This window comes from Pacificitalea manganoxidans (assembly GCF_002504165.1).
GTDB classification, from domain to species: domain Bacteria; phylum Pseudomonadota; class Alphaproteobacteria; order Rhodobacterales; family Rhodobacteraceae; genus Pacificitalea; species Pacificitalea manganoxidans.
In genome coordinates this window covers 1,554,136-1,573,771 of record NZ_CP021404.1, presented here as the reverse complement: position 1 = coordinate 1,573,771, position 19,636 = coordinate 1,554,136, and the positions used below count along the sequence as shown (strand labels likewise).

9 protein-coding genes are annotated in these 19,636 nt (G+C 62.9%); 1 reads left to right on the top strand and 8 read right to left on the bottom strand.

Translation table 11 applies throughout. The features are described 5' to 3' along the window. Nucleotides 1-6: 6 nt before the first annotated feature. Together CBW24_RS07125 and CBW24_RS07120 are read right to left on the bottom strand one after the other, a co-directional pair. Complete coding sequence (locus tag CBW24_RS07125; protein ID WP_157773118.1) at nucleotides 7-1,251, bottom strand: SEL1-like repeat protein; 1,245 nt, start codon at nucleotides 1,249-1,251, stop codon at nucleotides 7-9. A 32-nt stretch (nucleotides 1,252-1,283) separates the two neighbouring features. Next, nucleotides 1,284-9,509 (bottom strand): autotransporter-associated beta strand repeat-containing protein, encoded by an 8,226-nt coding sequence (locus CBW24_RS07120; protein WP_157773116.1) that lies wholly within the window; start codon nucleotides 9,507-9,509, stop codon nucleotides 1,284-1,286. 271 nt (nucleotides 9,510-9,780) lie between these two features. On the opposite strand from CBW24_RS07120, the gene CBW24_RS18800 reads away from it, so the two are divergent. Beyond that, a complete protein-coding gene (locus CBW24_RS18800; protein WP_408636697.1) occupies nucleotides 9,781-9,912 on the top strand; it encodes a hypothetical protein in 132 nt (43 codons plus the stop codon). 124 nt (nucleotides 9,913-10,036) lie between these two features. Here CBW24_RS18800 and CBW24_RS07115 read toward each other — a convergent pair whose 3' ends face one another. From CBW24_RS07115 to pxpB, 6 genes are all read right to left on the bottom strand, one after another. Next, entirely contained in the window at nucleotides 10,037-15,052 is a 5,016-nt protein-coding gene (locus CBW24_RS07115; RefSeq protein WP_097374158.1) for a RecQ family ATP-dependent DNA helicase, read from the bottom strand. A 790-nt stretch (nucleotides 15,053-15,842) separates the two neighbouring features. Next, nucleotides 15,843-16,745, bottom strand: a complete 903-nt coding sequence (locus CBW24_RS07110) for a LysR family transcriptional regulator (protein WP_097373129.1) — start codon at nucleotides 16,743-16,745, stop codon at nucleotides 15,843-15,845. Nucleotides 16,746-16,848: 103 nt separating this feature from the next. Next, entirely contained in the window at nucleotides 16,849-17,610 is a 762-nt protein-coding gene (locus tag CBW24_RS07105) for a LamB/YcsF family protein (protein ID WP_097373128.1), read from the bottom strand. A gap of 11 nt (nucleotides 17,611-17,621) precedes the next feature. After that, on the bottom strand, nucleotides 17,622-18,008 hold the full coding sequence (locus tag CBW24_RS07100; protein ID WP_097373127.1) for a biotin/lipoyl attachment domain-containing protein: 387 nt from the start codon (nucleotides 18,006-18,008) through the stop codon (nucleotides 17,622-17,624). A gap of 5 nt (nucleotides 18,009-18,013) precedes the next feature. Further along, nucleotides 18,014-18,982, bottom strand: a complete 969-nt coding sequence (locus CBW24_RS07095; protein ID WP_097373126.1) for a 5-oxoprolinase subunit C family protein — start codon at nucleotides 18,980-18,982, stop codon at nucleotides 18,014-18,016. Then, nucleotides 18,979-19,635, bottom strand: coding sequence for a 5-oxoprolinase subunit PxpB (gene pxpB, locus CBW24_RS07090; RefSeq protein WP_157773114.1), 657 nt, complete (start codon nucleotides 19,633-19,635; stop codon nucleotides 18,979-18,981). The genes CBW24_RS07095 and pxpB overlap by 4 nt, the downstream gene beginning before the upstream one ends. Between the last annotated feature and the right edge of the window lies 1 nt (nucleotide 19,636).

Here is a 19,636-nt window from a genome sequence, read left to right as displayed (position 1 = left end):
GCCTGCTCAGCGCGCCGCTTTCAATGCGTCGCCAGCGGCCTTGTGCCCTTGCGCGGCGCTGGCTTCAAGATACCTGATCCCGGCCTCGCGCCGTCCCTGTGCCAACGCGACCTGTGCCAGGTTGTATAGAGCGTTGGCATCGCCCTTATCAGCCGCAATCTGCCAGTGCTCCAGCGCGCGGTGGCGCCCGGCTTCCACATCGCCCCCAGCGCGCTGTGGCTGCTGCCAGTAAAGCGCCCCAAGTCGGGTATGAGACGGGGCAAAGCCGGTCGCCGCCGACGCCAGCAGCAGCTTTTCCGCGGCATCGGTATTTGCGTCAGTCCGGGGTGCGGCATCAGCCGGGGCCGCGTCAAGCAGTGCCAGAGCATGGTTATACTGCGCCACCGGGTCGCCATGTGCCGCGGCTTTCTCGACCCACGCGGCCGCATCTGCGCCACCGATTTCGCCCTTGTCGGGATTGGACAGCAGATACTGCGCCAAATATCCTGCGGCAAAACGATTGCCGAGTTCGTCCGCGCGCAACAGCACGTCGGAATACGCAAGCTCACTACCGATCAGTCCTGCCTGCATCAGCTTTGCCAATTCGAAATATGCGTCTCCCGCCGTCACCGGCGGCGATTGCGCGATCAGCTTTGCGAAAGTCTGGCTGAGCGGTGCCTGCGCCGCGGGATCCTTGGTCGCATCATGCAGCTGATAAACCGCCATCAGATACTGCCCGCGTGGATCGCCGTGATCGGCCGCGCGGCGAAGATGGGCGACCACCGCCTCCACCTGCAGGGCTTCGGGACGGGACAGCGCCTCATAGCGCGCCATGTCGAAATGCGCGCGTGTGTCGCCAGCCGCCAATCTGCGGGCCAGCACCTGTTCCAGCGCGCCCCATTCACGGGCCATGAAAGCCACGTCGCTTAGCTGTTCAAGCCGGGTGATCGGGGTCACTTTCGCATCCGTATCGCAGCCAACCTGCCGAGCAGCGCCGCGCGGGCCGTCAAGGCTCGGCGTGCCAAGAATATCGCAGACCACCGCCACGGCGGGGGCGTAATCGGCCAGCATGAGCGGTTCAAACAGCGCAAAGGCAGCGGTCGCGTCGCCTGCCCGATACCGACGCAGGGCAAGGGCAAGCTGCGCCTCATCCTGACCGAGGGCCGCGCGCAGGCGCAGCCCCCGATCCGTGTTGTAGGTTCCTGCACCCAATGCCGCGAGACCCAGAGCCACGGCAGCGCCACCCAACAGCCAGTCCCGTGTCCTAGCCATGCTTCACCCCGTCAGATCGCGGCGGGCGCAGATCAAAACTGGACACTCAGCCCCAGCGATGCGCCGGAGTTGGTGTCGCCGCCGAACGCGCCACCGGCATACCCGGTGAGGTTCAGGTTGACCCCCGGTGCGGCTTCAAAGCCAAGCCCCACCGACAGCATGCCCTGCGTCGCGTCGATGCCCGGCACCTCCGTCTCGAAGGTGACATCCTCGCCGCCCGAACGGCCCCGCACGGTATAGTCGTTCAGCCCGGAGACATGATCCACCTCGACACCGCCCGACAAGACCAGTTGCGGCGCAAGCTGATAGCCATAAGTCACGCCCAGCGACAGGCCGGTCACCGACTGCTCTGGCACCTCGACCGTCAGACGATCAGGCAGCGACCCACCGGTTTCCGAGAAGGACAGCTTCCCGACACGGCCCGCCATGGCAGATGCGTCGATTTCCAGAATGCCGCCGCCCAGGTCCGCGGCATAGCTTGCGCCGACCCGCACCAGTTGCGCCTCACTGTCCACATCATCGAAGTTGGTGGTCGAGGTCAGCGCGTTCCGCGACCCGTCGAGGTCATGGCTGCCGCTCTCGAAGGTGATGTAGGGCGTGAGACCGCCTTCCAACCCGGTGAAGCGTGCGCCCAGTTGGAATTGGGTCCCGCTGCCATCACCAGACAGGCCCGAGTCGACATCGAAATCACCCGACACCGTCTGCACGCCGAAGCCCAAGGTGACCATATCGGTGCGATAGCCGCCGCGAACCCCGGTGATGACGTAGGACAGGTCGTAATCCGACATGGTGGTCGAACTGTCGGAGCCGAGGCTGCGGCCATCGGCCTGCAGCGTCGCCCATGCGCCCGCTTCGCCCGTGTCCGGCACCCCCTCAAACAGCGGCGTCGTGGCCAGCAGGGACCGCATCGCGTATTCAAACGCACCGCCATACCCCTCGGGTGTGAAGCGCGAGAAGATCGCGACCCGCTCCGACGCATCCGCCGCTGCCAGCATCGGGATCAGGTTGCCCCCGCCGGCCGCGATCACGCCATTGCCGGTATCGCCGCCATCGGCCAGTTGCTCGACCACGCTGGCAATCTCGTCATGACGCCCGTGGTCGGTTTCGCTTACCATCGTCAGCAATTGCTCATCCGCATCGCCCAGCGACGACCCGAGCGAGGTCAGAACCCCGGTGGTGTTCACATAGACGAAGTTCGAGTCCGACGTATTGGTGATCGTGCTGAACATTCCGGTCCGCAGTTCCGGATCGAAGCGCAGCAGCTGATAGGCATCGCCCTGAACCGGCACATAGCCGTCGATCGTTTCGATGTTCAGAACCGACGTGCCGCCCAGCGTCAGACGTCCACCGATAATGATCTGGTCATGCTCGGTGCCCGGTGTGGTGCCCGCGATCTCCATATCGGCTTCGCCACCGTTGGAGAAATCGACATCACCCGAGAACTGCAACGTGCCCGGCGAGTAGCCCGGCGCGACCGTCGCACCGTTCTGCACCGTGGTGGTGCCAGCATCGACATAGCCCTGCCCTGCAAGAACCACATCCGTGCCGTCGAGCAGGACCGAAGCGGCGCTCAGCGTCGGCAGCGCAGCATCCAGCGCGCCGTAGAGCACCAGTTGGCTGTCGCCCGTAACCGTCAGGTCTTCACCCAGTTGCAGACCACCCGCGCTTACAGTGTCGGTGGGGCCAAAGATCGTGATGACGCCGTCTGTCACCGCCGCTTCGCGGAAAATCGCTGCGCTGCCGGTCTCGATCACGAAATTCGTGTCAAGCGCCAGCATGTCGCCGCTCATCACCCCGGTATAGTCAAGCGTGCCGTCCAGCGTCAGGGTGCCTGCGCCGGAAATCGCACCGGTGAAGCTGCCCCCCTCGGTCAGTGTCAGGTCGGAGCCGTTCAGCACCATCTGGCCATCGCCTTGGACGCTATCGAGCGTTTGCGCGCCGGTCAGGATGGTAAAGACCGTGTCGTCCAGCACCAGATCGGTCTGCGACGACAGAACCCCGCCCTGCGCCAACGTCAGCCCGCCACCGATCGCGGTGATGTCGGTGACGGTAATCGCCCCGATGCTGCCGCCGAAGGTCAGCGTGCCGCTGCCTACCTTGGTGAAGGACCCGAGCCCGGTGATCGACCCCGCATATGTGGTGTCGCCCAGTTGATCGACGGTCAGCGCGTCAGTGGCGGCAGCGACAGTGGTGCCGCCCGCGCCGGTGAAGCCTGCGCTCGCCCCGGTCGTCTCGATCCGGCGGTCGCCGGTGACGGTCAGGGTGCCGTTATTGGTGACACTGCCTGCGGAGGTGATGTCGGCGTTCTGCTCCAGCGTCGCGCCAGAGGCATTGTCCACGCCGCCCGCACCTGCGGTCAGCGCCGCGTCCAGATCGGTCAGCCCACGGTTGGTCAGCGATGCGACAGTCTGCGCCGCATTCACGTCATAGGTGCCATCGTTGGTCACAACACCCACGGTGTCGGCGGTGCCCGCGACGAATGTCGCACCGGTAGAGACGTCGATCTTGCCGGTATCCGCCAGCGTGCCGCCACCCGTCGTGTCGAGCGTGCCTTCAGACACGGTCGTGCCGCCGGTATAGGTGCTCGCGCCGGTGATCGTCAGCGTGCCGCTGCCTTCCTTGATGACATCGCCAAGCCCGGAAATCACGCCGGAATAGGTCGTGTCGCCCAGCTGATCGACGGTCAGCCCGTCCGTGGCGGCAGCGACGGTGGTGCCGCCCGCGCCGGTGAAGCCCGCGCTCGCCCCGGTCGTCTCGATCCGGCGGTCGCCGGTGACGGTCAGGGTGCCGTTATTGGTGACACTGCCTGCGGAGGTGATGTCGGCGTTCTGCTCCAGCGTCGCGCCAGAAGCATTGTCCACGCCGCCCGCACCTGCGGCCAGCGCCGCGTCCAGATCGGTCAGCCCACGGTTGGTCAGCGATGCGACAGTCTGCGCCGCATTCACGTCATAGGTGCCATCGTTGGTCACAACACCCACGGTGTCGGCGGTGCCCGCGACGAATGTCGCACCGGTGGCGACGTCGATCTTGCCGGTATCCGCCAGCGTGCCGCCACCCGTCGTGTCGAGCGTGCCTTCAGACACGGTCGTACCGCCGGTATAGGTGCTCGCGCCGGTGATCGTCAGCGTGCCGCTGCCTTCCTTGGTGACATCGCCAAGCCCGGAAATCACACCGGAATAGGTCGTGTCGCCCAGCTGATCGACGGTCAGCGCGTCAGTGGCGGCCGCGACGGTGGTGCCGCCCGCGCCGGTAAAGCCTGCGCTCGCCCCGGTGGTCTCGATCCGGCGGTCGCCGGTGACGGTCAGGGTGCCGTTGTTGGTGACACTGCCTGCGGAGGTGATGTCGGCGTTCTGCTCCAGCGTCGCGCCAGAGGCATTGTCCACGCCGCCCGCACCTGCGGTCAGCGCCGCGTCCAGATCGGTCAGCCCACGGTTGGTCAGCGATGCGACAGTCTGCGCCGCATTCACGTCATAGGTGCCGTCATTGGTCACAACGCCCACGGTGTCGGCAGTGCCTGCGACGAATGTCGCACCGGTGGCGACGTCGATCTTGCCAATATCCGCCAGCGTGCCGCCACCCGTCGTGTCGAGCGTGCCCTCAGACACGGTCGTGCCGCCGGTATAGGTGCTCGCGCCGGTGATCGTCAGCGTGCCGCTGCCTTCCTTGGTCACATCGCCAAGCCCGGAGATTACACCCGAATAGGTCGTGTCGCCCAGCTGATCGACGGTCAGCCCATCCGTGGCGGCAGCGACAGTAGTGCCGCCCGCGCCGGTGAAGCCTGCGCTCGCCCCGGTCGTCTCGATCCGGCGGTCGCCGGTGACGGTCAGGGTGCCGTTATTGGTGACAGTGCCTGCGGAGGTAATGTCGGCGTTCTGCTCCAGCGTCGCGCCAGAGACATTGTTCACGCCGCCCGCACCTGCGGTCAGCGCCGCGTCCAGATCGGTCAGCCCACGGTTGGTCAGCGATGCGACAGTCTGGGCCGCGTTCACGTCATAGGTGCCGTCATTGGTCACAACACCCACGGTGTCGGCAGTGCCGGCGACAAATGTCGCGCCGGTAGAGACGTCGATCGCGCCTGTATCTGCCAGCGTGCCGCCGCCCGTCGTGTCGAGCGTGCCCTCAGACACGGTCGTGCCGCCGGTATAGGTGCTCGCGCCGGTGATCGTCAGCGTGCCGCTGCCTTCCTTGGTGACATCGCCAAGCCCGGAGATCACGCCGGAATAGGTCGTGTCGCCCAGCTGATCGACGGTCAGCCCGTCCGTGGCGGCCGCGACGGTGGTGCCGCCCGCGCCGGTGAAGCCCGCGCTCGCCCCGGTCGTCTCGATCCGGCGGTCGCCGGTGACGGTCAGGGTGCCGTTATTGGTGACACTGCCTGCGGAGGTGATGTCGGCGTTCTGCTCCAGCGTCGCGCCAGAGGCATTGTCCACGCCGCCCGCACCTGCGGTCAGCGCCGCGTCCAGATCGGTCAGCCCACGGTTGGTCAGCGATGCGACAGTCTGCGCCGCATTCACGTCATAGGTGCCGTCATTGGTCACAACACCCACGGTGTCGGCGGTGCCCGCGACGAATGTCGCACCGGTAGACACGTCGATCTTACCGATATCCGCCAGCGTGCCGCCGCCCGTCGTGTCGAGCGTGCCCTCAGACACGGTCGTGCCGCCGGTATAGGTGCTCGCGCCGGTGATCGTCAGCGTGCCGCTGCCTTCCTTGGTCACATCGCCAAGCCCGGAAATCACACCGGAATAGGTCGTGTCGCCCAGCTGATCGACGGTCAGCCCGTCCGTGGCGGCAGCGACGGTGGTGCCGCCCGCGCCGGTGAAGCCCGCGCTCGCCCCGGTCGTCTCGATCCGGCGGTCGCCGGTGACGGTCAGGGTGCCGTTATTGGTGACACTGCCTGCGGAGGTGATGTCGGCGTTCTGCTCCAGCGTCGCGCCAGAGGCATTATCCACGCCGCCCGCACCTGCGGTCAGCGCCGCGTCCAGATCGGTCAGCCCACGGTTGGTCAGCGATGCGACAGTCTGCGCCGCATTCACGTCATAGGTGCCGTCATTGATCACAACACCCACGGTGTCGGCCGTGCCCGCGACGAATGTCGCACCGGTGGCGATATTGAGGGCTGCGTCATCGGCCAAGGTGCCGCCGGCGGTGGTGTCGACGGTGCCCCCGTCGACCGCCAGTTCGCGAACGGTCAGCGCGCCCGCTACATCGACCTGTGCGGTGCCTGCATTCGCATCAAAGCTCAGCTTGCCGGCGGTGATGTCACCTTCCAGCACGGATTTATCCGCGGAACTGTTAATATTGTCGACGAGGTAGACCTGCACCTCGCCCGCTACAGTGTCATTATGCGAAATGTCATTGGCCAGCGTGACCGTGCCCTCGGCGGTAAGCGCGCCAAGAACGAGGCTGCTGCCCTGAGGCACAAAACCGGCCTGATTCCAGACGAGCGCCTGATTGCCGCCAACATTGCGACCCAGGTCCACTGTGAGCCCAGCGGAGGTCGCGGCGAACCCGCCCGAGCCTGTCCACATCACCTGATCGGATTCGCTGCCGACCCAACGGGTGAATTCACCCGAGCTTAGGAAAACCGGCACCGACAGCTCCGACAGCGACGCCGAGTCCGCGCCATCGAACTCCACGCGGGACATGCTGTGCACGCCCACGCTGTCGACCGCCTGAAGTGTCCCGCTTTGCAGGACTGTAGAGCCAGTATAAGTATTGTAGTTGTCAAAGCGAACTTTGCCTTCGCCATTGATGGTCAGCGACGCCCCGTCGCCTTCGGCAAATTGCGCGCCCTCATAGCTGGCCTGTGAATCGTCGCCGATTGTGCCGCCGAACACGATTTCCCCACCCGCGTCGGGGGAGAGGGTCACGTTGGAGCCGCGCATCATGAACAGGTCAGAGCCCACGCCATCGCCGGAGGCCCCGCCTGCGGCATCCGCGCTGGACCCCCCGCGCGCAGTGTTGCCCGCGAATTGCATTTCGCCTGCCAGGATCAGCGTGCCACCGGACCGCACGAAGATCGCGCCGCCGAAACCGGAGCCGCCTTCACCGGCCTTGGTCGAGCCATCGGCAAACACGGTGGAGCCTGCACCAGCGCCAAAGCCACCATCGCCCCCTTCACCCGCTGCGCTGGTGGGCGTGCCTGCACCCGGCTGACCGCCAGCACCGCCGCCGCCGCCAAAGCCGCCCGCGCCGCCGGACCCGCCCGCACCGCCGACGCCATTGCCCAACGCGTTCAATGCCGCTTCGCCAAATGCACCACCGGCACCGCCGCTGCCGCCACCGAAGAATTCGCTGCCGTTGCCGCCGTCGCCGCCGTCACCGCCATCGCCGCCTACGCCGGTCAGGCCCTTTTCCGCATCCAGCTGCCATGCGATCAGGTCTGCCGTAATGAGGCCAAGTTCGATCCCGTGAGCCGCCGCCGCTGCCGCATTGGCCGCCGCAGTTGCTACATCCGGATAGGGATCCGGCACGCCATTCGAAACGGCTTCGGCAATCGCCAGGGCGATTTCGGTGGTCTTGAACGCGACGTCGCGCACAAGCGCCGGATTGGTGGGCAGGCCGTCGCTGCCATCGCCGCCTTCGCCACCGATCCCGCCCGTGCCATTGGTGGCGTTGGCGCCGGCCAGGCCATTTTGACCGTCCGTTCCGTCGCCTTCGGTGAAATACGCGTTGCGGCCGTCATTTCCACTGGTGCCTGTCGCTGCGATACTTGTCACATCGCGCCCGTTCATGCCGCCGCCAAAGGCGCTGTCGCTGATGAAACGAATGCTCGTCGGGTTGCCGGTGATGGCGTTGGACAACGTGACCTCGCCCGTCACGGGATTGACCGCGGTGACCGTCGTGCCGGTGGGCACGCCTGTGCCTTCGACAACCTGCCCGACCTCGATATCTCCGACACCGGATTTAATGGTCGCGGTGTTGCCGCTGACCGTCACATTGTCGGAATAGAGGAAGTCGACCGCCGTCGTGACCGGTTGGCTCAAGGTGACACGATCACCATCGATTGCCGTGACGGTGGTGCCTGCGGGGATGCCGGTGCCGAACACCTGATCGCCGACTGCCAGCCCGGTATTGGAACTGGGCGCAAAGATGGTGTTGGACCCCACTTCGGAGCCCGGCTTCGACGCATCGAAGCTCAGCGTGCCACTGGGGAGGCTCGACGAAAGTGTGACCGTGCCGGTGCTGCGATCCACAGCGGTGACGGTGATGCCTGCCGCGTCCAGTGCGGCGGTGCCGGTCACCTTCATACCCGCTTCAAGTGTCGTCGGCACTCCGTTTGCGCCGTAATTGAGCGTGCTGCCGGTTTCTGCGTAGGTGGCCCCGGTCAGGATCGGCGGAGAATAGATGTTGAATCCATCCAGATCTCCCAGCGTGACAGCCTGGTTGACCTCAATGGAAGTGACGTTGCCGCTGCCGTCGCGGTTGACTGCCGTGATCTTGGTTCCTGCAGGCACGCCGCTGCCGACGACCTCCTGTCCGACGCTGAATCCGCTCGACGCACTGGTGGAGAGATACTCGGTCGAAAACAGGGTCGGGCTCTGGGCATAAATGCTGTTGGTGTTGGAGGCCGTCGTTTCGTCTGACGCATAAGCAGAGGTGGTCACGAAGTCATTGATGTTGAGACCGTTGGCAAAGCTGAAGCCAGTGCTCGTGACGCCGGACACAGCATCGGTGACAGTCGTGCCGCTTGAATCCACCGCCGCGCCGAACGTCGCGCCATCCGTGATGGCAAAAATCGGGTCGCCGCCGAACTCGACGCTATTGAGCACAAAGCCGCCGCTGGTCTGGGTGACGCTCGATGTATATCCGGTCACGAGGTTGGAGGCACCGGCCGAGGTCTTGTCGCCGATGGCGAGCGCCGCGTTCTTTACATCGATGCTGCCGCCGCCACCGCCAGCACCGCCGACGACGTTGTTTCCGACGAAGTTTGCATCCCGAACGGTCAGCGCCGCGCCGGTGTTGACAAAGAACACACCGCCCAAGCCTGCGCCGCCACCTGAACCCGCGCCGCCTTCGGTCTGAAACCCGGAGAAGGTCGCGCCTTCACCGTCAACCGTGGTGGCGCCCGACATGACCTCGAATGCGCCGTCGCCATTGCCGGAAACACTCAGCGTCTGGCCCGTGACGACGTCACCGTCGATCACACGGGTAAACGTGTTGGTAGCGGTCTGGGCGGAAATTGGCGTGGCGCCGATGGTGATGCCGGAGGCGAGAAGTGTCGACGTTAGCAACAGCGCTGTCTTCGAATACTCCACGCGCGCTGCGCCCTGATCCCGTCTCGCCATACCTGCCCCCAAAAAAATCTATTATTGTTGAAGAAACCTGCCGCAAAGCTTGCACAACTTTTGCACAGAGCTAGCACATTTAGGGTTAACCCTCGTTCTTGGCGCTAAGTCAACTGGAACTACTGCGGCGCGAAAACATTGTTGCCGATGCGCGACGAACGGCGACCCCAACCGCTTACCCCGCGACAAGAGCAGATCATCAGAATGCTGAAGGAGCAGGAGGCAGGCATGGCGACGGCCTATGACAGCCGAAAGCACGGGGTCAGCGCGGCGGCTGACAGCGCTGAAGGATGAGAACACCAAGCTAAAGAAGCTTCTGACCGAGCAAATGCTGGGTCTGGTTACGCTGGACGATCTGGTTTCAGAACGCTGAAGGGTCCGCCTTGAAGCGTGAGGACGTCGCGTATCGTCGCGCCGAGTATGGTCTGACGGAGCGGCGAACCTTCCACATCGTGAAAATGTTGGGCAATCAGGAGCCACCTAGCTGCCGGTAAACCTCACGCCTCCAAAACTATCTCCGGCAGGACGACCTCCCATGTTTCCCGGCGCAGCTTCGCGCGATGTTCTTCGCCGCTTTCGTGAGCATGACGCGTGACGATCGCACCGACCTCGGCGGAGATTACGCGCTGTCCATCCGGAACGTGCCATCCGCCCTTCATAACGATCAATGTGCGCCCCTTTCTATCGTGGACGGACCACCGCGCACCATTCCTCACGACGTCTACCATGTCCCCGACTTGCGCCTCAGCGATTGCCTTGACGCACTGGTCTCCTTCGTTACGGCGGCCTGGCCAATCAATGAAGACCTGGCTCATGTCAGGCATCAGATATGTTCGGTCCGGCGGCAAACCGCAGACCTCGGACACCGAAGCGTGCCGACGCACAATGTTGCTTCCGTTGCCCGGGACGAATGCATGTGCACCCTGCGTCATCACCGCGAGACTGCGCCTCGCCCGCGTCATGGCGACATAGAATAGGCGACGGGGCGCATCGAGATCTTCGTGTCGCGATGGCCGGTCCCAACCACCGTTCAGGATCACAACGTCGTCGAACTCGAGCCCTTTCGCGCGGTGTGCGGTCATAAGCAACAGCCCCCGTTGCTCCCCCCGAGCGTCGCGCGCCCACTCGGCGAACCATTCAATGAGATCGGGAACCGAGACCTGCCCAGAACCAATTTCCTGAGCAAGCGCGGCGATGCCTTCGGCAATAAGGTCAGTCCATTGATTGCGCTGAATGTGGTTGAGAACATCTAGCAGCTGCGGCACGCCGAGCACGCGAGATCGATCTCGGCTCATTAGGTCGATAAACTGCCGCATCTCGCGCAGGCGCCAAAGGCTCGGCAGGCTCTCATTAGCCATCTCAACCGGAATCCCTTGTGCCTCGGCGTAGGCGCGCACCGGGGCAAGCTGCCTCCAGTTTCGCGCGATTATGGCCGTGCGCGACCAGCTCCACCCTGGCTCCAATGCCGCCAGACGCTGTAGTTCAGCAACCGCCGCAACGGCCTGCATGCGATCTCCGGGTTGACATTGAATAAGCTGAACGCGCCCCTGCCCGACCGGATCAGTTGTCTCCATAACACCGCCCGGCGCCTCCTTCCGGCGCTTTCGGTCGATTGTAATGTCGTGTCCCAGCTTCATCCTATCGGCCGCGCCGGCGATCACGGTGTTGGATGCCTCGATGATATGGCGCGTAGAGCGATAGTTTTCGATGAGAAACTCTGGCTTTGCCCGATAGTCCTGTTCGAACTGCCGGATAAATTTAATGGACGCCCCGGCAAAAGCGTAGATGTTTTGATCGTCGTCCCCTACAGCAAACAGGCTGAGCTTCATGTCCTCGTCGTCGATCGTTCGTCCCGCGACGGCGGCGATCAAGGCATATTCTTCGGGGCCGATATCTTGATATTCGTCTACAAGGATCCACCGATACCCCTGTATCAACGTCTCGCGCTGCGCCTCGGCTTCAGCCTTGCTTAAACCGTCGCCATTCAACTGGCGCACAGCCTCCATGACGATACCGTCGAAGTCCCGGCTCTCGGCCTGCGACCCGGCAAAGCTGGCGCCTACAAGCCGCATGGCCATTGCATGACAGGTCGAGACCGTCACACCGAACGCCTCGTCCCCCACCAGATGCCGGAGACGCACCCGGATCTCTACCGCGGCGTGACGGTTATAGCTTAGAACCAAGATGCTGCGCGGATCCTCGCGCCGAACGCGGATCAGGTAGGCAATACGATGCACCAAAACACGGGTCTTGCCAGAGCCCGGACCGGCCAGGACTAGAACGTTGGTGGCGTCCCGATCATCGGCGACGATTTTCTGCTGATCGGCATTGCCAAGAGCCTCGACGACATTCTTCCACGACGTCCCGGTCGTTTGCCGCTTCACTTCGGTAGCCTTGCCCTTCATCCAGCGCCCCATGAAGCCTTCTTGGTCGAGCGCAAAATAGTCCTCTGTCAGGCGGATGGCGTCGGGCATCGAGGTCAGCCCGGTTTCCGCATAGGCCGCCATAACGTGAGTCTGCACCGTCTGTTCGTCGTAGTGCTCCTGCAATGGCGCAAAATCTTTGACCAGAAACTGTGCCTTGCTTGGTGCGAGCTGGAGCGTCATGGCAGGCCGGAAAACGGTCAAACCTTTGCCAAGGGTTACCACATCCTGCTCGTGCAGCCATAGAAGCCCGCGGTCCATCAACCGCGTCATCTCCTTAACCTGACTTCGCAGGAAGGCATCGCTCGTCAAGCTCGCCAGCATATCGCCCAGGCTGGTCTCAACCTGCTGGTCCTTGCCACGCTGACCTTTTTCGAGCCGCCCCAAAAGATGCTCCACCAGCACCTCGCCCGCTTGACGGCGCAGCGCGGCTGACTGTTCCAACACCGACCAAGACCGTTGCAAAACAATGAACAACGTATCGCGCGAGGCCTTGCGCAAGCGCACATTGCCCTTACCGCCGTCAAGGTCCCGCCCGTCGCGTGCCATTCCGCGCAGCAACTTCTCGACGACATCGGGGCGGACGTGGCTATGGCCTTGGTCGCGCAGCTTTTGGCTCGCCAGCTGCAGATTGAACGGAGTACTGACCGCGTCCTCCGCGTCGGGCGCCTCTTCTCTCATCGTCGCGATCAGGTCTGTTTCCAGCCGGGTCGCAAGGTTGAGCCGCTTACGAGAGTCATCCGTCACTCCAAAATGCACAAAGACCGTAACCGCTGTGTCATTCCGGGCGATCCCGAGGGTTTCGAGATCGGCCATCGCCTTAGTCAGCTGCCCGCCGGTCAACCCGCTCACGCCGGTTAGCTCGTCGGTCGATATGCCCTCGTCAGGGGGCGCATTTATCAGGTGGCGGACAATGTCCATCAGCTGGGTACGGCGCACCCCTGTGATCTGCGCTTTATCAACTCTCGCCTCCGCCTCGTCGATGCTGCGCACCCGAAGCGACGACGGGAAAACTTGCACGCGATTTTCTTCGCGCGACAAAAGCTTAGCCTCCTCCAACCAGGAAACGGCGGTTTTGACCCGCGTGTCGTCGGTCGCACTCTCGCGCTGGAATTCGCGGTCGTGTTCCTGCCGCACGATCTCACCCGAGGTGGCGACCACCATTCCCGTGTTTCGAGTGCGGACATCCATCCGGCGCAACGCCTTCAGGATGGCGCCGATCTCGCGGCGGTCCAGCCGTGATCGCGCAGAGAGTTGAAACTGCCGCTCGACATCGTCCGGCGCGTAGAGCAGCACACAATTGGCATTTTCTCGATCCCGGCCAGCACGTCCTGCCTCTTGCAGGTAGTTTTCAAGCGACCCGGGGATATCGCAATGAACTACCAGCCTGATATCGGGTTTATCGATCCCCATGCCAAACGCGTTGGTGGCCGCAATCACTCGCAGTTCGCCAACGCGGAACCGCTCTTGGATGGTCTTTTTATCATCTGGCGTCAGGCCAGCATGGTATCGCTCCGCTGACAGGCCCTGCCGTTGCAGAAACTGCGCTACCTCCTCTGTCCCCTTGCGCGTTGCGCAATAGACCACGGCGCCGGAGCCTCCTTCGGCCGGAAGGCGCCGTTTGATGACTCCAAGGATATCGGCCAGTTTGGTTCGCCTGCCGGTCGAGCGGACCTCGAAGCTTAGGTTCGTGCGCGAGGCCCCCCCGTCAAGGAGCAACAGGTCGGTCCCAAGCCGCTGACGGAAATGGTCGCGGATATCACGCACTACATCGGGCTTCGCGGTAGCGGTCAGGCAGATCACTGGGGCCGGTTCATCGTCACCTGCCATTTCGCGGATGAACCGTGAGACATAGCGATAGTCCGGCCGAAAATCGTGCCCCCACTTCGATATGCAATGCGCCTCATCTAGAACCCAGAAACCAATCTCGCGCTGCTTGAGAACCGAGCGCACAGATACACTGCGCAACTGCTCCGGCGAGATGAGCAACATCGCGGCCTCGCCCATGCGAACTTTATCCAATGCATCCTGACGTTCAGGAAGCGACAGCATTCCATTCACGGTAACCGCCGAGGAAATGCCTGATCGTTCCATGCCCGCCACTTGGTCGGCCATCAGCGCCACCAGCGGAGAAATCACGACCGTCAGCGCGCCGATCCGATCGAACTTGGCTAACGCGGGGATCTGGTAGCAGACGGATTTACCTGTCCCTGTCGGCAGGATGCCGAGCAGGCTGTTGCCGCGCATGCCCTCGTCGACAATGCGCTCCTGCAAAGGGCGTCCGTCGGCATCGGCAGGTATCGGGCGAAAACCGTCGAAGCCAAACCAGCGAGAAAGCGCTTTTAAAGGATCACTCTTTTCACGGCACCACGAGCAGTCCGCCGCATCGCAGGCTGTGTCGCGCAGACGTTTTATCAATCGCGCTGCATCCGGGAACTGCATCCGAACCCAAGGTGGCATGACCGAGTCGCCACCTGCGACCGAGATCCAAGCGACGGCATAGGCCAAAGGCCAACGCATCTGGGGCGCACCAGCACGCTCTAGCAAGCTCTCCACTGCGGTGGCGCAAACCTCGCCCGCCAGCAACCGACGCAGCGCCTGTCGCGCCTCAGAGGCAGATGGCATGCTCAAGCCACGGACATGACTGAACACGGCGTCAAATCCGCGATCCTGTTCGCCCCGTGTCGTTAGGTAGTGGTAAGCGACAACCGTATCTGGCGCCGTTGTGTTCAACGTGCGGAAGGAGGCGAACTGGTTCTCCAGAACATCGAATACCAGCCGTGCATCCGCCTCTGGATCGTTCACATGCCCCGACAAAAGCCGCCCATCATGGTAGTGTTTGACGAGGTGGTGATATGGATTGCGCGGAAAGGCCAACGGATTGAGCCAAAGCGTATCGACAGGCGCTTTGGCAAGCTGAGCCAGCCTCGGTCGCAAAGCCGCCAAGTGTGGCAGGTCATGGCGCAGAATATTATGTCCGATGATGTGCCGGGTTTCGCCAAGGTCGGCCTCCAACCGAGCTAGCGTGTCCTCCATGTCACCTCGATGGCACCGTATTGCTGGCCGGTCGTCATGTCGTACCGCCGCCAAGTCGAAAACGCGCGCAGTTTTAGGGTCAACCTCGAGGTCGACGGACACACATCGCGTCAGGAATGGATCGGGATGTTGGACGGCCTTTAGCAGAGGTCACCGGGGGAGCTGATCATTTGGAAGTCTATTTGGGATGCTACGTCTGACTAGGTCAAGCATAGCGCAGACTTCCGAGGCTCTCGCTTACAAACCCTGTGTCCAAAAATCACCTTGTTTGAAAATAAAGCAGCGGCTGATGTTAGAAAATATCCATGAAATCGAACTTTCAGAGGCCTCAGATCGCACGGGTGCAGGCGATTGACCTTTCATGCCGGCTCAATCTAATCGGGAGTTGTCGCCGCCTGAAAACTGAACCGCCAACGCCCTAGAGTTATCTGGTAAATCCAACGCGCTTGAACAAGGCGCCCCCGATGATTGGGGAGGGTTTGGCCAGTTCCAACACGGACGCCTTGTCGCCCTTCAGGGCTCACGGCACGACTTTTGCCTTGAACACGGGCGCCGGTGTGTCCGTCTGGGCACCACGGATCTCATCTGCGTCGAGGATCAGCAAACCGCAACTCGTAGCTCGCGCCAGTGTTCCAACCGAATAGGTTCACAAAGCGGCTCCCACGACGGATCGGCCTTCGATGGGATCCATGGGACCGTGATTGACTAGTTTCTGGGAGTGCGGCGGCAAATTCCCCTCGAGCACATGCTGATATGTTCCTGGCTCCCGGTCGCTTTTGGATTGATTGGAAAAATCGAACAACCTCGCAGAAAGACAATAACCTTCCGCGCTGAGTCAGCCCGCTTACTGCGGCGAAAAGAAGCTACTGAAATAGCAATGCTTCTTAGCGAGTGCTGCAATATGCTTACGGAAGTCCGAGGTCTGATCGCTTTTGTAGAGGACGGAATATTTAACATGCGGTAGCCAGCCTTCGGTCGGTAGCCGTCTGAGCGATCCTGCATCAATAAGCGGCTGGGTCACCGGCACCGGCAGGTAGCTTATCCCAAGCCCCGACACGGTGAAACCGATCTGCGCGACGAGGCTCTCGCATTGCATCGTCCGGTTGGAATGGAAGTTTTGCTCCTCCAACCATCGGTTATAGATGATGCCCGTTCCCGAACGGGTCCCCTGCACGAGAAACGTCAGTTCCTCCATTTTCTTTCGGGTCAGCGGCTCGTCTCCGGCATACAGACTCGGCGCGACCATCCATGCGTTTTCGACCGACGATATCGGTACGCGCACGCAGCGGCTATCGTCGAACACATCCGGGACAATGATTAGATCGAAGGAGTCCTCGATCAGACGCTCGAAAAGCGTCGCGCTCAGCTCGACCTCCGGCTCAATGCTGACCCGCGGAAATTCAGAGCGGATGACACTGACCAGCTTGGGCAGCCACGTCATCGCTGTCAGTTCGGTGACGCCAAGGCGAAGGCGCCGGAACATCACCTCGTTCGAGCTGGCCCGTTCGATCATCTGGTCACGATCGCTCAATAGCTTCTTGGCGAATGACAGAATTTCGTTACCCTTGTCCGTCAGCCGGGCAGTCCGCCGCGAACGGTCGAAGACTTCGATCTGAAACTGGGCTTCCAGCTCCTGCACGCGCTTCGACACGGCGGACTGGGAGGTGCAGAGCTTGTCGGCGGCAGCCGCGAAGCTGCCGAGGTTGGCGATCCAGTAAATGGCCTCAAGTTGCTTGAATGTGATCATGTGAAGCCTTTGTCGGTAGGACTGCCAGGACGGCATTCTCGCGGAGAATGAAACACTCTCCTAAGAGAATGAAGGAGACCAGTCCGCAGAGCCTGCGGCGCGCCTACTTTGCGAACGGGGCGATGCTACAGCCACTGTCGACGATGCCCGCACGGATGGCATGAGCAAGGGTCAGGGCATTCGGCGTGTCACTGTGCACAAGCACTGAGTCGACCTCTATCGCAACGGTTCGTCCCGTGGTCAGCCGCAATCTACCGGTTGCCAATGTTTCCGCGACCCTTTCGCGAACGGCCGCCGGGTCGCTGATCAACGCGCCGTCGCTGCCGCGCGGAGCCAATCGTCCCGGCGCGCTGTAGCCACGGTCGGCTAGGAAGGAGCGGATGACCGGGAGCCCTATCGCGTCGGCGGCACGGGTTGCCTCGGTATCCGGCAGACCAATGAAGGTCAGCGTCGGGTCGAGCGCCTTGACCGCCCGGAGAACGGTCTTCGCGACCTCCGCGTCAGAAAAGGACAGGTTCCCAAGCGCGCCGTGGAAGTTAAAATGGCTAAGTGTCATGCCGCGCAGGCGTGCCACGGCCTGCAGGGCACCAACCTGCGTGACAGTCATCAGCTCGAGTTCGCGGTGGGTCATTGGTATCTGCCGCCGCCCGAACCCGATGCGGTCGGGAAAGCCGACATGGGCCCCGATGCGCACGGAATTCTCCATCGCGAGAGCAATGGTCTCGCACATGACCTCCGGGTCCCCAGCATGCCCGCCGCAGGCGATGTTGGCCGAGGTGATCAGGGGCATCAGCTCAGCGTCGGGCGCGATGCGATACGGGCCGAAGCCTTCGCCTAGGTCCGAGTTTACGTCGATCTGTCGCATATATCTGTGTCTCAGGTCACGATTTTGAAGGCGGGATCGCCCCAGCCTAACAGACTGTCGGGCTCGGCCAATTGTTCGGTGATCGTCCCGTCGCAGGGCGCGGTCAGGGTGTTGCGTACTGGGCCGGCGACTAGGAAGGCGAGGATGTCACCCTTGGACACGGCTCGTGGCAATTCATCAATCTGCGGCTGGAACAGCCCCGGCGTTTCCACCGCCGCGAGAACCTCAGCGGCGGCAGGAGGTTCTGTGGTCAGACCATCGACACCAGCGCGGGTCGTCTCAGCAAAGCAAATCTCGATCCGATCGTCCGGCAGGCCATAGGCCAGCGAAGTGACGCCGAAGCGCCGGGACACTGCCAGAATATCTTCGAGAGTGCGGAGGTCGGCGACCATCTCCATATGGCTCATCCCTTTCGTTGATGTGAGGTTGCCCGGCGAATTGCCGAGACGAGATCATCTTCCCGGCGGCGGACGGCGCGTGCATCTGCGGCGGAGACTTCGCGAAAGCGCAGCGTGCTACCCAACGTCGCCTGTGCAAGACGCGGCAGATCCGCGTCGATGACGACCCCCAGTTTCGGATAGCCCCCGACGGTGTTTGCGTCCAGCATCTGGATGACAGGCCGTCCCGAGGGCGGAAGCTGGATCGTTCCGGGCAGGATGCCATGCGACAGCAGCTCGCGGCGGACCGTCGGCACCATTTCCGGTCCGTCGAGCCGATAGCCGATGCGATTGCTGGCGGGTTCGATCGTCCAGCCCGTCGTGCAAAACAGGGCGCGGGTCTCTTGGGTGTAATCAGTCCATTCCTTAGCGGGCACGAAGCGCAGCTCGGTCTCCCCCGAGCCGTCGACCCAGAGATCCGGCCAAGCGCGAGGGCTCAACCCGAAGTTCAGGTTTCTCGGATCACGGGCCGCCGCTGCCGTCGTCAAAATGTCCCCGGTATCCAGCGCGCGACCGTCGTGACCGCCGAATCCGCCTTTGACATCAGTGGCGCGCGAGCCGAGCACCTCGGGCACCTCGAAGCCTCCGGCAATCGCGATATAGCCGCGCATTCCGGTGCGGCTGTGGCCCATTCTCAAGACCTGTCCGGGCAACAGGCTGCATACCCACCAGCGAGGCAATGGGCGGCCGTCGAGCGTCGCGCCGGTATCTGCGCCAGCAAGCGCGATGGTGACAGGCTCCAGCGCCTCGAACGACAGTCCGCCCAGCGTGGCTTCGATACCGGCGGCACCGTCAGCATTGCCGAGCAGGACGTTCGCCACCCTTAGGGCGCGGCGATCCATGGCACCGGAGCAACCGATGCCAATGTTCGCATAGCCTCTCCGTCCGAGGTCTTGGACCGTTGCGCCGATACCGGGTGTAAGAATGCGGATCATTCGGAGACCTTCTCGACGCTGAAACGCAACTGATCGCCGGGCTGCAGCAGCGCAGGCTCTTCACGGTCGAGGTCAAAAAGTCTGACCCGCGTCGCGCCAATAATGTGCCAGCCCGAGGGTGAAGTGCGGGCGATCACGCCCGCCTGCTCGCCGCCGATCACCACGCTGCCTTCCTCAACGCGTTGCCGCGGCGAGGCTCTGCGCGCCGTCACAAGCCGAGGGTCGAGCCCACCCAGATAGGGGAATCCGGGCTGCGAGCCTAAGGCGAAAACGATGTAGGTGGGGGCGCTGTGCAGCTCCACGACCTCGCCGACGCTAAGCCCATGACTTGCTGCGAGTTCCTGAAGATCCTCCCCGCCTGCGCCCCCGTAATGCACAGGGACTTCGACGAGCCGGCCCCGTCCCTCGGCAGGCCCGATCTCCTGCCAAAGATCTTGCAAGTGCGCCGCGGCATCCGCCAGTTCTGCCTGCGGATCGAACCGGAGAAGGAGGGAATGCACCCCGAGGACGGTTTCGGTAACGCCCGGAAGGTCGTGACAGACGCGATCCAACGCCCAATACAGCCGCTGAACGTCGAGCGACATCGGCCCCTCGCTCTGAATGAGTAGAGCGCTTTCCCCCATCTCGGAGATAAGCACCGGGGGTTTTGTCATG